This is a genomic window from Paenibacillus woosongensis, from assembly GCF_030122845.1.
Taxonomy (GTDB): Bacteria; Bacillota; Bacilli; order Paenibacillales; family Paenibacillaceae; genus Fontibacillus; species Fontibacillus woosongensis_A.
In genome coordinates this window covers 5,004,449-5,020,184 of the sequence record NZ_CP126084.1, presented here as the reverse complement: position 1 = coordinate 5,020,184, position 15,736 = coordinate 5,004,449, and the positions used below count along the sequence as shown (strand labels likewise).

The 15,736-nt window shown below is 51.9% G+C and carries 12 protein-coding genes and 1 pseudogene; 9 read left to right on the top strand and 4 right to left on the bottom strand.

Annotation, left to right across the window (positions count from 1 at the left end; translation table 11 throughout):
• Positions 1–6 precede the first annotated feature (6 nt).
• Positions 7–837 carry a carbohydrate ABC transporter permease gene (locus tag QNH46_RS23080; RefSeq protein WP_155612269.1) on the bottom strand — a complete coding sequence of 277 codons (831 nt, stop codon included), beginning with the start codon at positions 835–837 and terminating at the stop codon, positions 7–9.
• Entirely contained in the window at positions 837–1,724 is an 888-nt protein-coding gene (locus QNH46_RS23075) for a carbohydrate ABC transporter permease (RefSeq protein ID WP_283926193.1), read from the bottom strand. Before QNH46_RS23075 ends, QNH46_RS23080 begins: the two co-directional genes overlap by 1 nt.
• Positions 1,725–1,902: 178 nt before the next feature.
• Here QNH46_RS23075 and QNH46_RS23070 point away from each other — a divergent pair, with 178 nt between their 5' ends.
• The 6 genes from QNH46_RS23070 (at position 1,903) to QNH46_RS23045 (ending at position 10,045) form a co-directional block, all read left to right on the top strand.
• Entirely contained in the window at positions 1,903–3,726 is a 1,824-nt protein-coding gene (locus tag QNH46_RS23070) for a sensor histidine kinase (protein WP_283926192.1), read from the top strand.
• Positions 3,719–5,365: a response regulator transcription factor gene (locus tag QNH46_RS23065; protein ID WP_283926191.1), complete on the top strand. Its 1,647-nt coding sequence runs from the start codon at positions 3,719–3,721 to the stop codon at positions 5,363–5,365. Before QNH46_RS23070 ends, QNH46_RS23065 begins: the two co-directional genes overlap by 8 nt.
• A gap of 123 nt (positions 5,366–5,488) precedes the next feature.
• Positions 5,489–6,805 (top strand): ABC transporter substrate-binding protein, encoded by a 1,317-nt coding sequence (locus QNH46_RS23060; RefSeq protein WP_283926190.1) that lies wholly within the window; start codon positions 5,489–5,491, stop codon positions 6,803–6,805.
• A gap of 103 nt (positions 6,806–6,908) precedes the next feature.
• Positions 6,909–9,020, top strand: a complete 2,112-nt coding sequence (locus tag QNH46_RS23055) for an alpha-galactosidase (RefSeq protein WP_430691859.1) — start codon at positions 6,909–6,911, stop codon at positions 9,018–9,020.
• Between the two features lie 252 nt (positions 9,021–9,272).
• On the top strand, positions 9,273–9,707 hold the full coding sequence (locus tag QNH46_RS23050) for an SRPBCC family protein (protein WP_283926188.1): 435 nt from the start codon (positions 9,273–9,275) through the stop codon (positions 9,705–9,707).
• A 2-nt stretch (positions 9,708–9,709) separates the two neighbouring features.
• Positions 9,710–10,045, top strand: coding sequence for an ArsR/SmtB family transcription factor (locus QNH46_RS23045; RefSeq protein ID WP_213591270.1), 336 nt, complete (start codon positions 9,710–9,712; stop codon positions 10,043–10,045).
• Between the two features lie 58 nt (positions 10,046–10,103).
• Here QNH46_RS23045 and QNH46_RS23040 read toward each other — a convergent pair whose 3' ends face one another.
• Positions 10,104–11,036: a LysR family transcriptional regulator gene (locus QNH46_RS23040; protein WP_283928532.1), complete on the bottom strand. Its 933-nt coding sequence runs from the start codon at positions 11,034–11,036 to the stop codon at positions 10,104–10,106.
• Positions 11,037–11,264: 228 nt separating this feature from the next.
• On the opposite strand from QNH46_RS23040, the gene QNH46_RS23035 reads away from it, so the two are divergent.
• Positions 11,265–12,341: a YeiH family protein gene (locus QNH46_RS23035; protein WP_283926187.1), complete on the top strand. Its 1,077-nt coding sequence runs from the start codon at positions 11,265–11,267 to the stop codon at positions 12,339–12,341.
• A gap of 207 nt (positions 12,342–12,548) precedes the next feature.
• On the opposite strand, the gene QNH46_RS23030 is transcribed toward QNH46_RS23035, so the two are convergent.
• Positions 12,549–13,301: an SDR family NAD(P)-dependent oxidoreductase gene (locus QNH46_RS23030; protein WP_283926186.1), complete on the bottom strand. Its 753-nt coding sequence runs from the start codon at positions 13,299–13,301 to the stop codon at positions 12,549–12,551.
• A gap of 259 nt (positions 13,302–13,560) precedes the next feature.
• Here QNH46_RS23030 and QNH46_RS23025 point away from each other — a divergent pair.
• Positions 13,561–14,861, top strand: a pseudogene (locus QNH46_RS23025) (NCS2 family permease).
• 182 nt (positions 14,862–15,043) lie between these two features.
• A complete protein-coding gene (locus tag QNH46_RS23020; protein ID WP_283926185.1) occupies positions 15,044–15,571 on the top strand; it encodes a hypothetical protein in 528 nt (175 codons plus the stop codon).
• The last annotated feature ends 165 nt before the right edge of the window (positions 15,572–15,736 follow it).

Below are 15,736 nucleotides of genomic sequence, written 5' to 3'. Positions count from 1 at the left end.
GAATGCTTAACCTTTCACCGCACCGGCAACAACGCCCTTCACAATGTGCTTCTGCAGGAACATGAACACGATAATGGATGGCAGTACGGCCATCACCATCGCCGTCATGGCATATTGCCAGTCCGAGGTGTACTGCCCTACGAAGGTATAGGCGGCCAGTGTCAATGTCTTCGTGGTTGGAGAGCCGTTGACCATCAGGAGCGGGAGCAGGAAGTCATTCCAGATCCACATGACGTCGATAATGATGATCGTGGTCGTTACCGATTTCAGCAGCGGGAAGATCACCCGGAAGAACAGGCGGAAACCGGAAGCGCCATCGATCGTTGCGCTCTCGTCAATCTCATTGGGAATCCCCTTCACGAAGCCGTGGTAAATGAACATGGCCAGCGGTGCGCCGAACCCCCAATACAGGATGCCGAGGCCCCAGGTGCTGTCCGAAAGATGGAAGTTCTTCGCCATTTGCAGCACGGAGAGCATGATCGATTGGAACGGAATCAGCATCGGCATGATCACGATGAAATAAATCAGGTTGCTCATCTTGGATTTTGTTCTGGCCAGCTTATACGCCGCGATGGAAGAGATCAGGACGATCCCGGCCAGGCCAAGCACCGTGATGACAGTATTGTTCAGGAACAATCTTGGATAGTTAATGTATTTCCACACATAGCTGTAGTTCTCGAAGGCCAAACTTTTTGGAAGAGCGATCACGTCCGTCATGACTTCGGAGAAGCTCTTCAAAGAGTTGATGATGGTCAAGAACAAAGGATACAAGAACAGCAGCGAGAGAATGACCATGAATATTTCAAAGACGATGCGGCCTGCCTTCTTGCTCTTCATTATGCCTCAACCTCCCTGCGTTTGAAGATCGTCAATTGAATCATAGTGATAATAAGTACGGCTACGAACAGAATAAGCGCTTTGGCCGTACCGTATCCATACAGGTTATTCTGGAACGTATCCCGGTATATATCGTAAGCGACGCTGTAGGTCGTACCGCCAGGACCGCCGCCCGTGAGGGACAGGATGACGTCGAATACTTTGATGGAGTTCGTCAGCGCCATAAACACGGAGATCGTGATGGAAGGCGCCAGCAAAGGCAGCGTAATGCTGAAGAAGCGGCGGACTGGACCAGCGCCATCTACTGTAGCTGCTTCCTTCATATCATCCGGCACCGATTGCAGACCGGCGATGTAAATCACGAGATAGAAACCGACCGACTGCCAGATCGAGACCAGCAGGACGGAGATGAAGGCCAGATTTGGTTCCCCGAGCCAGCTCAGCTTGAATATGCCCCAGCCTGTGCTTGCCCCGAGTGATTCGAAGCCTTGCATGAAGATAAACTTCCAAATGAAACCAACGATAACCAAGCTGAGAATATAAGGAATGAAGAATGCGGCTCTGAGCCAGGTTGTTGATTTCATCTTCATATCCAGAACAAGCGCCAGCAGAATGGCCAGCACGTTCACGATCACGATGTACAAAATCGCATATTTAATCGTGAACCAGCTTGCATTCATGAAGTTGGCATCGCCGCTAAAGATTTGCTTGAAATTGTCCAAGCCTATGAATTTAGGGTTTTTGGATATTCCATTCCACTTCGTTAAGGAATAGCGAATCGTCATCATAAACGGGTAATAGAACACGGCTATTACGCTTATTAGAACAGGCAGTGTGAAAACGCCAAATTCCAACCGTTCAGCCCATTTTCTCCCCAATTTGAACATAGTCGCACCTCTTTTTCGCAACGTATTTTATACAGACAAGAGAGCAGACATTTCTATACACTCTGTCGTTTTCGGCTATAATAATTATAATTCAGGGGCGGACGCGTCTAAATGGACATAAGAAAACAGTTAAGGGTAAAAAGGTAAACTGTAGCACGTGTAGGGGGACGGGACAGCGATGATCAAAAGTTTAACCGCAGCTATGAAATCGCTTATTGAGCGAATGTCTCGCAAATTAGTCAATAAGCTAAACTTGCTTTTTACATCCATTATTATACTTATCGTGGGATCGCTTACGGTCATTTCCTATCAAATGCTCCAGAAGGAATCGGTCAGCAACAGCATGGCCAGTACGACGAACAACCTGATGCTGGTAAATCAGAAGCTGGAGGATTACCTGGACGGGATCGAGCAGTTCTCGCTGCCCCACAACAAATATGACGAGATTATTCGGGCTGTCATGCAAGAGGGCAATGATTATGCGGCCAGAATGTATCTCGAAGATTATTTAAGGGATTTGTTCTACAGCCGCAAGGACCTGGAGAGCATTTATTTGTATTTGATCGATCAGCAAAAATATTATTCGATTAGCCGCGAGGCCTACAATATAACGGTCAGATCCGGTTATCAGGGCGGCATCGATGAGCAGCCGTGGTACAAGGAGGCGATGAACAGTCCGCAGAACCGTTCGTTCCAATCCTTCGTCCTGCCGGATGCGACTAGCGGATATACGATGATTACCGAGCCGGAATTCATGGGCTACCACCGCGTGCTGCGCTCAATTGCCTCGCGGGAGCCGCGGGCGGTGTTATCGTTCTACCTGAAGCCGACAGTGAAGGACAGCATTATAAGCGACATTCCGTTCGAAGAGGGAGAACATCTCATGTACCTCGATCCGGACAACGTTCCATTTCACATGGATGATTTGGAGGTTTATGAGGCGATCAGCTCGGCCGACTGGTTCCAGAACATTGGCGATGATTCGGGAAGCCCTGTCACTTGGTCGGATGGGGACAAGCGGTACCTCGTCGTGTATGACGTGGGGCAGCAGGACGGCTGGAAGCTGATCAAGCCGATCCCATACAGCAGCATTTATGAAGCAGCTACGAAAGCACGGAATTTGAGTTATTTGATCGGCTTTATTTTTCTGGTCATATCGGTCATTCTCGTTACTTTGACTTCAAATGCCATTACCAGGCCGCTAAATCGGCTCTCGCGCCATATGCGGCGGTTCAGCGAAGGGACGTTTGATGCGGAGGCCCCCGTGCAGGGCAATGATGAGATAGCTTACCTGACGATGCATTTCAATCAGATGGTGCGGCGGACAAATGATCTGATCAATGAACGCTATCGCATGAAGCTGGTCGAGAAAAATGCGATCCTGAAGGCGCTGGAGGCGGAAATTAACCCTCATTTCCTCTACAATGCGCTTCAGGCGATATCTACGAAGGCCTTGAAGAGCGGAAACGACGACGTGGCCGATATGGTGGACGCTTTGGCGCTGACGCTGCGGTACTGCATAAGCGGCAAAGATATCGTATACGCTAGGGAAGAGCTCAAGCATATCGAGAGATATCTGGCGCTCCAAAGCGCTAGATTCGGCAGCCGCCTTCGGGTAAATATCGAGTGGGACGAATCGCTAATGGAGCTGCAAATTCCCAAGCTGTCCATCCAGTCCCTGGTCGAGAATTCGATTAAGCATGCGGTGGAGAAGGTGTCCACGCCGGTTACGATTGTCGTTCGGGCCACGGTGAGCGAGAGCCATGCCATTATATCGGTGTATGACGATGGTCCAGGCATATCTCCGGACAGGCTGGAGCAAATATTGCATACATTTGAAGTAGAGTGGGAAGAGCAAGAAGGGGAGAATATCGGCCTGAAAAATTTGAATACCCGTTTGAAGCTGCTGTATGGCGATCCATCGGGACTTGCCATCCACAGCGATGGATCAGGAACGGAAATGACGATGAGGATACCGCGGGGAGGCGTAGGACATGTATAAAGTACTCATCATTGACGACGAGGAGCCGCTGCGCGAGGCCATTAAAATATTGGGCGATTGGGAAGGACTGCAGGTCGGGGAGATTTGGGAGGCTACGAATGGTGTTGCCGGGCTGGACATGTTAAAGAAGCATCAGCCCGATCTCGTGATGGTAGATATGAAGATGCCGGAGATGAACGGGGTGGAGTTCCTGCGCATTGTGGAGCAGGATTATCCCGAACTGCTGACGATCGTCATTAGCGGCTACAATGATTTCGAATTTACAAGGCAGGCGATCCATTCCAAGGTCGCTGATTATTTGCTGAAGCCGATTAACCGCCAGGATCTGAATCAAGCGCTGCGCAAGGCGATTGATGTGCTGCAGGCGAAGCGGCAGACGCATAGCGAGCTAATTACGCGGAATATCGCCTTTAATATGTCCCTACCTAAATTGAAGGAGAAAATTTATTTGTCCATCCTCGGGCGGGGCTTCAAGAAGCAGAGCAACCAAGCGTTCCTTCCGCTCATCGGTGCCGATAAGGAGGATAACCGTTTTGGCGCGCTCGTATTGCAGCTTCTGAATATGCAGCATGTCCGCGACAAGCGCTTTAACCGGGACACGGAGCTGCTCTATTTCGCCGTGGCGAATGTAATTAACGAGGTAGCGACGGAGGATGACATGTGCTTCAGCTTCCCTAATCCGAAGCAGGACAGGGAAATCATCGCGATTTTTACGATGCAAGGAGGATATCCGGAGGACCTTGCTTTCCGTGCCGACTATTTGATGAAGAAGGTTGGGCATACGCTAAGCGACTTGTTCGGGATCGTATCAGCGGCAGGGATTGGGCGTGTGTACGAAGAGGTTACGCAGTTAGCCGATTCTTACGGTGAAGCGCGCTCCTCGATTATGGCTATCGACCTTCATAGGCTCAAAGGGACAACCGTGTTTGGCGCCAAGGAGAGAGCAGGAACGCCAGAGCCGATGTCTTTGACTAGCCGGATGCCTATTCTAAGAACTGCCCTGGAATCCGGAAATATGAATCATGCCAGGATCGTTTTCGCAGACTTTACGAAGAAAATCAAAGAGGCCGACAGCTTCACACTGGGAGAAGCCGAGCGGATGATTCGCGATATTATCGTCCTGTTCAACGATATGGCGCTGGATTTGGGTGTTTCCTCCGCCAAGCTCCCCGCGACCGGATCCCGCAGCTCGCTTGATGCGGTGGGATTAAGCGGGGATTTCAGCACAACAGACGAATACGAGCAGCTGCTTCATCGCATTCTGGACTATTACAGTGAGCAGATCCGGGAGTCGATGACCGTTAACCGGCCCTTCCATATCGAGGATATTAAGGAATACATCGACCAGCATTATTTCGAGGATATTAAAATTTCCATGTTTACCGAGAAATATTTCCTGAGCCGGGAGTACTTAATGAAGCTCTTCAAGCAGCAGTTCGGGTTCGGAATTCATGAGTATATGCAGAAGGTAAGAATGGAGAAGGCCTGTGTGCTTCTGGACGATCCTTCCCTGAAAATCCAGGAGATTTCGGAGATGCTGGGTTATAAGGACAAGAATTATTTCAGTAAGGCATTTCGCAACTACTACGGCGTGTCGCCTTCTGAATACCGGACCAGGCAGGAAGGGGGGAAAAAGTGAACAGGGGGAGGACTACACTTTTTTACCCTCAAGTTGCCACTTATCTACATTTTCATCAAGAGCCCATTTCATTAGAATAGTCTCATAGACATACTAACCAATGAAAGTGGGGGCAAAAAACTTATGAAGAAGAAATTTTTGGCCATGTCATTCAGTCTGGTGCTGTTGATGGGGCTTCTATCGGCTTGCGGCGGCGACAAGGCAGCCAACAATGGAGCGAACAGCGCGGCAGGGGAAGGCGGAAATGGCGATTCTTCCAACCCGGTAACGATTAATATGTTTACGGCTTCTCCAGAATATACAGATGCATTTAATGCTTATATCGAAGAGTACAAAAAAGTGAAGCCTAACGTAACGATCAACCTCGAAATCATGCAGGCTGACTATAACACGGTTCTTAAGTCCAGAATCGCGGCAGGCAGCACGCCGGACGTATTCCAGACGACAGCCGGCGGAGATATCGATACTTTTGCAGAGTACAGTGCAGATTTGACGGGTGAGCCGCTAGCTGCAGCAATGACGGATGCTGTTCGTTCGAACATGTCTTCCTCCGACGGCAGAGTGCTGGGCCTTCCGGTCAAAGGCAACCTGTTCACCCTGATCTACAACAAGGATCTGCTTGAGCAAGCCGGCATTACGGAAGTGCCTGCAACTACAGCGGAATTGCAAGATGCGATTGCCAAGCTGGAAGCGCAAGGCATCACTCCTTTTGCCAACGCTTATAAAGAGTGGTGGGTATGGAAGCATATCTTCCAGCATTTCGTGGATGCGGCAGCTCAGGATGCCAGCATGAGCGCGAAGGATTTGGTCGACAGCTTCATCGCCGGCAAAACAACGTTCGCGGAGCATCCGGTTCTGGCCGACAACTTCTTCGAGTTCATCGATACGACAATCAAACATGGAACGGACAAGCCGCTTGAGCGCGACAGCAACGCCCAAGTTAGCGACTTTGCTTCCGGCAAAGCAGCGTTCATGACAGGTAAAGGCGCATGGGACGAAGAAGCGATCAAGAAAATCAATCCGGACATCAAAATTGGAATCGCAGGTTATCCTGTAAGCGATAAAGCGGAGCAAGCTACAATTATTACCGGTGCTGATCAAGCTCTGCGCATTAACAAGGATTCTAAAGTCGTTAAAGAAACGGTTGAATTCTTCAACTGGCTGTATACTTCCGATTACGGTAAGAACTGGTTCTCCAGCGTAGCGAAGGTTATCCCTCCAATCAAGGATGCTCCGCTGCCAGACCTGGATATGCCTAAACAAATGGATGAAATACTGCAAGTACAGCCATCTGGAGACTTGGCCGTCAACTACTCGCTGGATACGTTCCATCAAAAATTCGGTGAACTAATGCAGGCATACATTGGCGGAAATCAGTCCAAAGAGAAAATCATCGACGAAATTCAAAAAGCTTGGATCCAACTTGGATCTGCAGAATAACTTGGCGTACCCTAATATTCCCTTTCTTAACTCAGCACTCCCCGGTGCTGAGTTAAGTTTTATCTAGGAGATGAACGGAGAACAAATGAAAGGAAGTGTTACGGTGAGTCAGATCATTACGATTGAAGAAAACGGGCTGCAACTGGTATTCGAGTTAACGGACGAGCGGGATGTGTTATTCCTTCACTTTGGTGCTGCGCCTTGGCCGGCTGTAGAGGGCAGCATTAGCGGATTAAGCGATGCGCATAAGAAAGGTTTCCGGCTGCTCGAGCTGCAGTTGACGGGTGAAGACCGGGATGAATATCACGGGAGAACGCACCGGGCCAGTTATCCTGGATTGCGCCTGCAATATGAGACACATCGGGACGAGCGGACGATTCACGGTCGCAAGCTGGAAGTGGTCTTGAACGACCCGGCCACTTCATTGCAGGCCGTTCAGCATTTCCAATTCTATGACGGGACGGCCGTTGTCCGCTGCTGGGTTGAGCTGATCAATCAGGGCTTACAGCCCGTAGGCGTGGAATACGTCTCCAGCTTCGCGCTGACCGGCGTGGATAAGGAAGGCGCAGGGGCTCGGGACGATAAGATGCGCCTATCGATTCCGCACCACGGCTGGCAGAGTGAATTGCAATGGCGGACATACAGCTTGCCGGAGCTGGGCATGTCGCATTTGATCGACAGGGGCTCCAAGCGGGTGTCCTGCAGCAATACCGGCTCCTGGTCCGCAGCGGAGCATGTTCCGATGGCGATCCTGGAAAATGGCGAGGCGGGAACAGCCTTGTTCTGGCAAATCGAGCATAACGGCTCGTGGCACTGGGAAATTATCGAGCAGTCCGATTTGCTGACGCTATTGATCAGCGGACCGACTGAACACGACAACCATTGGTGGATTTCGCTGAAACCGGGCGAAACCTTCAGTTCGGTTCCGGTTGCGGTTGGGGCCGTGCAAGGTTCCGTCGACGAGGCGGTCGGGCAATTGACGCATTACCGCCGATTGATTCGACGGCCAAATGAAGACAACCGCCAGCTGCAGGTTATTTTCAATGATTACATGAATTGCCTTTGGGGCGATCCGACGACCGAGAAGCTGCTGCCATTGATCGATGCGGCAGCGGACGTAGGCTGCGAATATTTCTGTATTGATGCCGGCTGGTACGCCTCCGGCGAATGGTGGGACGGCGTAGGCGAGTGGCTCCCATCTGCAGAACGGTTCCCGGAAGGGATTAAATACGTGCTCGATTATATCCGCGGCAAGGGAATGGTTCCCGGCTTATGGCTCGAGCTTGAAGTTATGGGAATCAACAGTCCGAAGCTCAAGGATACGAACGACGGCTGGTTCTTCCAGCGTCATGGGAAGCGGGTGAAGGATCGGAGCCGCTACCAGCTGGATTACCGGAATCCCGAGGTCATCGCCCATGCGGATGAAGTGATCCGCCGGCTCGTAGAGGATTACGGCGTAGGGTACATCAAGATGGACTATAACATCAATGCGGGGATCGGCACCGAGAAGGATGCCGATAGCTTCGGCGATGGACTGCTTCAGCACAATCGGGCATATTTGGCCTGGCTGGACCGGATCTTTGCAAGGTATCCCGATCTGGTCATCGAAAATTGCTCCAGCGGCGGCATGCGGATGGATTACGCCATGCTAAGCCGCCACAGCATCCAGTCGACGAGCGATCAGGAGAATTACGTAAATTACGCGGCTATTGCGGCAGCGTCGCCTTCGGCACTTACACCGGAGCAATCGGCGATCTGGTCTTACCCGCTGCGCGAGGGCGACGATGAGGAAGTCGTGTTCAATATGGTGAATGCTCTGCTGCTGCGGGTGCACCAAAGCGGACATCTCGCCGAACTAAGCCCGCGCCGCCGCGAGCTGGTCAAAGAGGCGCTCGATTACTATAAGTCGATCCGCCATCATATCCCGCGGGCGCTGCCTTTCTGGCCGTTAGGGCTGCCGAAGCAGCAGGATGAGTGGATCTGCCTGGGGATGCGCCATGAGGACAGCGTTTATCTGGCCATCTGGCGCGTTCGCGGCGAATCCGCCGAAATCAGCCTGCCTCTGGCGCAGCTGCAGGGCCAGGCGCTGGAGATTCACTGCGCTTATCCGCAGGGATTTGATTGCAGCTGGCAGTGGAACGAAGCGGAGGGCGTCCTCCAGGTCGCTCTGCCGCAGCCGGAGACGGCAAGGCTGCTGGAAATCAAGGTGAAGTAACTGTCATATTTGTAATGTGCCTGAGTGCCGCATCTGCTTTCATAGTAGGTGCGGCCTTTTTTATTTTCGGCTTCGAACCGGAGAATGACCAAGAGTACAGCAGGGGTGACTTTTTGCGGGACGGGCATGATAAGGTGTAAAATCTGGCGCTTGACACGAAACCTTTGGGTGTCATACCATTGAATTGGAAACCAAAAGGTTTCATATTATGCGCAGAGATAAATTCAACAATCGATAAGGAGCAGTGTGGATATGAACAAAGACCAACAAACAAACGGCGGATCGCTTCCGGATATACGGCGCACGATTGTAGTGAACGCACCCATCGGCAAAGTGTGGGAGGCTGTGGCCACATCGGAGGGAATCGCTGCTTGGTTTATGCCAAACAATTTTGAACCGAAGGAGGGGTTCGAATTCGTGCTGAATGCCGGACCATTTGGCAACTCGCCCTGCAAGGTGACGGAGATTCAGCCGCCGCATCGGCTTTCTTTTACATGGGGGAAAGATTGGACGTTGTCCTTTGAGCTGGTAGAAGCAGGCGGGCAAACGGAGTTCACGCTGATTCATAGCGGCTGGAGCGCCGATCAGGTTACGGAGTTCGGAGAGGCTCATTCCATTGTGCGTCCCCGTATGGACCAAGGCTGGGGCGGACTGGTGCAGAAGCTGGCCTCTTACGTGGAAGGCTGAGCATGTCGGAAGCCCCGAAGTACGATGTGTTCCAGGCCATAGCCGACCCGACCCGCCGGCAATTGCTGAGTTTGCTCAGCAGGCAGGAAATGCCCGTCAAGGAGATCAGCGGACACTTTCCGATGAGCCGTACCGCCGTATCCAAGCATCTGCATGTCCTGTCCTCAGCCGGGCTGGTCCGGGAACGGAAGGTAGGCCGGGAGACCAGGTACCGTCTTGACCCGGAGCCGCTGCAGGAGCTGCAGTATTGGTTGAATTACTTTGAGCAATTTTGGGACAACAAGCTGTCCATGCTCAAATACTACGTGGAGAACGAGGGGAACAGGACAGCGGAGTAGGGGCCAGTCCTCAAGGAGGCTTCCTGCGCCCGCTGGCAACCTGGCGTATGCCTTGAGCTTAGAGATGGTCGGCCAGTTTGGGTAAATCGCAGGTCCATTCCGCCGCCTGTTGCCGCTCCTGTACCTCCCGCTGGAACATCTCCGCCGCCAAGGTGAGGGAGCCTTGTCTGTTGCGAATGACGGACAGCTCCCGCTTCATGGCCGGTCCGTTTACCGCCAGCTCGCAGAGCTCACCGTTCCCCAGCTCCTTGCGGACGGCCAGGCGCGAGAGTACGGCAATCCCCAGGCCTGCCGATACCGCCTCTTTCACGCCCTGGCTGCTATTGAATACATAGGACCGCTTGGCGGTCAATCCGTTCGCCTGCAGGAAATGATCGCTAAAGGCGCGGGTGCCCGAACCGATTTCGCGGATGATCCAATTTTGATTGGCCAGGTCAGCCGGCTCCAATGCCGCTGCCGCAGCTAACGGGTGATTCCTCGCCGCCACAACGATCATTTCATCCTGCATGTAAGGAGTGATGATCAAATCAGGATGTTCTTCCACAGTGCCCTCTACGAGCGCAAGATCGAGATCGTTGGAGCGGATTCCCGCCACGATTTCCTCCGTATTGCCGATCGTCAGTTGAAGATCGACCTCCGGATACTGTCCGGCAAATTTAGCGAGAAGCCGAGGCAGAATATATTCCCCGATCGTGAAGCTGGCGCCGATTTGAATCGAGCCGGTTACCACTTCATGCAGCAAATGGATTTGCTGCTTCGCTTCCTCGTACAGGCTTAAAATCTGTTTGGCTTTCCGGTACAGGATGGTTCCTTCCTCTGTCAATTTCACCTGCTTGGGTGAGCGCAGCATCAGTTTCGTGCCGAGCTCGTTCTCCATATTGCGAATATGCTGGCTTACGCCAGGCTGGGACATGTTCAGAAGTTCTGCGGCCTTTGAGAAATGACGTTGTTCTGCAACCGTAACAAAGACACGCAGGGTGTCGACGATCATATTCACTTCCCCTTTCGATAATCCCATTGTAGCCTTCTTCGAGATGAGTCTCAATCTATCCGGTACCATGATCCTTTCGTTTTGAACCAGGGAAATAGGATAGCGCCCGAATCATCAGTCCTGCTTATGGTTCAGATAGCAGATTCGTATTTCACATCCGGTGTACATGGATTTATAGTAAACATGAATCAGCGCTGTTTCGACAATACGAGTCTTGGAGTGATTTTCATGGCACAAACTGTACAGTCACAGACGAAAGTTGTACCGTTCAAACGGAGACAGGGCATCGGTTTTGTGCAGGGCATCGGATTAACCGTGCTGCTGGCTGTGGCGGCGAAGTATTTATCCTGCTTGCCGCTGCTAGGCGTAATGGGACATCTCGTGATCGCCATTATGCTTGGACTGGTTTGGCGGGCGGCCGTCGGCGTTCCCGAGCGGATCGCGGGCGGCGTCTCCTTTTCCAGCAAAAAATTGCTTCGTCTCGGGATTATTATGCTCGGGATGAGGCTTAACTTACAAAGTATTATTCAAGCAGGTCCAAAAGTGCTTGTTATGGCGGTGCTCCATATTGCATTTACGATCGCCGTTGTGGCCAGCCTGGCGAAATGGATGAAGATTTCCGGCCAGCTTGGGCTTTTGACCGCCTGCGGAACCGCGATATGCGGAGCTGCCGCGGTCGTCGCCATAGCGCCGCAGGTACAGGCCAAAGACGAAGAGACTGCGATCGGAGCGGCTGTCGTTGCTATTCTGGGCACCTTGTTCACTTTAATTTATAGCCTTCTATATCCGCTGTTGGGTCTGTCCGCTCACGGCTACGGGGTATTCGCAGGAGCTACGCTGCACGAAATAGCTCATGTCATCGCCGCAGCAGCGCCTGGAGGAAGAGAAGCCGAGGATATCGCTGTTGTCGTGAAGCTGGCGCGGGTAGCCATGCTTGTGCCGGTATCGCTTGGGCTGGGCATGTGGATGCGCCGCAAGGAACGGCAGACTCGGCAATCGGCAAGCTGTGATGCCCAGCCAGAGGCGGAGGAGACCCAACAGAAGATTCAAATTCCCTGGTTTATCCTTGGATTTCTTCTCATGAGCGGAGGGAATACGCTGGGGGTTATTCCCGGCAATGTAGCCAGCTTGACCGTTGCGGCCGCTTATTTGCTGATTGCCGTAGCCATGGCCGGGCTGGGGCTCGGGGTCGATCTGGCTGTATTCCGGCGGCTGGGGATTAAGCCTTTCTGGGCAGGGCTGCTCGGGTCGGTCGGTTTGACGGTGCTCGGTTATGGAACATTGTTTCTATTTGGGCTGAACTAACGGTTATCTTATTTTGAAAAATGAAATCGGCCTGTGCAATGTCCACTCCAGTCGAACAAACCCGGATCATGTCTTCTCCTCTCCCTCTTTTTCTGCAAAAATAAACGGTCTCGACAAAAAATCGGGTAACATCTCTCGATCGCGATGTACCCGATTTTGGATTGATCTATAACCCGAACCTGCAATAAGCTCGGCATGAATGTCGTATTACCCGTTCATCACGCTGCCTCCGTTAGCACCCAGCACCTGCCCGGTGTATATGTTGGCATCGTCCGAAGCGAGAAACATCACCGATCTCGCAATCTCCTGAGGGAACGCCAACCGGCCTAGCAGATGACGGGAATCCCCGCTTTGCGTTCCTTCCTCGAGCGATGATCGGACATCGGAGAAGGTACCGCCCGGCGCCACGGCATTCACGAGCACAAAAGGAGCAAGCTCTTTTGCCAGCGATTTCGTCAGTGAAGTGACGCCGCCCTTTGCGGCCGAGTAATGCGCTAGCTCCGCACTTCCTTGCCTGGCCAGGTCGGAAGTGACGTTAATGATTTTTCCGGCCTTCTGGGCCAGCATGCGGGACGCTGCTTCGCGGGAAGTATAGAAGGCGCCGTAAAGATGAATTTTGAGCATGCGATCCCACTGTTCATCGGTCATCTCGGTTACTTTTACCGCCTGGGCAATGCCTGCGTTGTTCACCAGAATATCGAGCCTTCCGAAATGTTCGTCAACCGCCGCGAACATCTCCTTGACCTGGGCCGAGTTGCTAACATCCGCATGGAACACCTCTGCCCGCACGCCATAGGACTCAGCTTGCCGCTTTACATCGGCTGCTTCCTTGTCATCGCCATAATAATTGATCATGACATGAATGCCGGATTTGGCGAACTCCAGCGTAATCGCTTTGCCGATGCCTCGGCTGCCCCCCGTAATTAGGGCGAATTTCTGCTGCTTACCGTTACTAGTCATCATAGTTGGGCTCCTTTTAACTTAACTTCGTATGTCTGTTCGGTGATAATAGGGTTCGTTCGTGTCTATAGTTCGAACGGCCTATTAAATCTCGTTAATGAGATTATACTATATTAGTTGTGAATTTGAGAACAATCCTTTGGATAACGTGAGGATCAGGCTTGACTAACAAGCGCGATCACTGGAAAATAAGGGAGGTTCAAAATGGTTAATACTAATACATAACGCCTTTTTGACAGAAGGGAGAACTATGATTGATATGAACAAGGCTCTGAATAAATATTTTAAGCTGGAGCAGCACGGAACGAACATCAAGACCGAGGTGCTGGCCGGCATCACGACATTTCTGGCTATGGCGTATATCCTGGTCGTCAACCCGGCTATTCTCTCTGCGGCAGGGATTCCATTCAAGCAAGTCTTCATGGCTACCGTCATTTCTGCGGTCGTCGGTACTCTCTTTATGCGCTGTTCGCCAAACACCCGATTGCGATTGCACCGGGTATGGGTCTTAATGCTTATTTTACGAGCGTAGTTGCTTCTACTGGGCTAACGTATCAGACGGTGCTTGGTACGGTATTTATCGCCGGGATTCTGTTTCTGCTGCTCAGCCTGACGCCGCTGCGGGAAGCGCTGATCCGCGCCATTCCCGATTCGCTCAAATTCGGGATTACGGCAGGAATCGGTTTGTTCATTGCTTTTCTTGGGTTGCGGATGTCCGGTATCGTTGTAGCGAATCCGGATAATTTGGTGACCTTTGGGGATTTGCACCGCTCCGTCACGCTGCTGACGATCTTCGGCCTGTTTGTTACCTTGATCCTGCTGGCACGGCGAATTACGGGAGCGCTGTTCATCGGGATGGCTCTTACTGCGCTGGTTGGTTATTTTACGCATCAGCTGACCTTTGACGGCTTTGTCTCTTCCCCGCCGGCTCCCGTGTTCTTTGACATGGATGTGCCCGGCGTATTCAGCCAGGGGTTGTATGCGACGGTGTTCGCCTTCCTGCTTGTCACGCTCTTTGATACGACCGGTACGTTGATCGGAGTAGCCGAGCAGACGGGAGCGATGAAGAACGGCGAGTTTCCGCGAGCCAAGTCCGCTCTGCTTGCCGACGCGACTGCAACGACCGTAGGCTCGTTGTTCGGGACGAGCCCGACGACGGCCTACATCGAATCGACCACGGGCGTGGCCGCAGGCGGGCGAACCGGGTTGACCTCGCTCGTTGTGGCAGTTTTGCTGGCGCTGTCCATGTTTATTTCCCCGCTTGTTGGGGCGATATCCTCGCTTCCGGCAATAACGGCGCCGGCGCTTATTATCGTGGGCTGCTTCATGATGGAAGGGCTGGCAAGAATTCAATGGAAAAAATTCGACGAGGCTTTCCCGGCCTTCGCCATTCTGTTAATGATGCCGCTCACGGCCAGCATCGCCACGGGAATTGCGGTCGGCTTCATTACCTACCCGGTTCTGAAGCTCGTTAGCGGGAAGGGCAGAGAGGTTCACCCGCTGCTCTACATTTTCGGGTTCATCTTCATCGTCCAGCTGGCGTTTTTTCCGGCGCATTGATGAATGAAATAAATAAAATATTGTCATCCCTTTTAACATAATTGAGACCCTTTTGCTCCCGCCAAAACATATAATTAGGATGAAATCATTTCATTTTAGTTTGAACGACCTGAAAATGGTTATAAAAGGGTATAGACTTTGAACTATATATGTCTCGAAGACTTGAAAGGCGGGAGAACGCAATGTTGAAAAAATGGCTGGCTGTAATGATCCCTTTAGTCCTTATCGTCGTGATGTCTTCGTTTAGTACGTCCAGTTCGGGGGCAGCGGAGCCGCGATATGCGCCGGTCGAGCAGACGCCTGACACCAAGGTCGTGTATATTGAGCAGTTGAACACTGTGGCGAACGGCAAACATGAGCTGGTTGCGGATGAAATCCAGTGGTACGAAGGGGAGGCCGCTGAACAGGCCTTTCTGGAGCATGAACCGGACGCAGGAATTGATGGGCCGCCGGACGGATACTATATCGTAAATGAGGATCATGAGCTGACTAGCTACAAGGTGGCGCAGGATGTCAAAATCCTCATGCAGATCTATGACCGTACGGGGGATGTGGAGGACATGGATATTCGTTGGGGCGAGTTGGTTTCTTTGGAGCAATTCAAGAACATTCTCCAGAATACCGAATGGATCGATGTCCGCGACTTTCCTTTCCATATTACGGTGAAGGACGGCCTTATCGTCGAAATGGTGCAGCAATATATACCGTAAGATGCATATCCTCAGCAGCAAGCTAAGCCCAAATAGATAGAAGGTAGACACAGCGCCCCATCCAGCCGAAGAAGCGGGATGGGGCGCTGTCCGTTGTCAATGATGTCCATTTCTTAAGATGCGTCTAGCAAAAAAATGCTGATCAGGTATACTATAATTTAACAC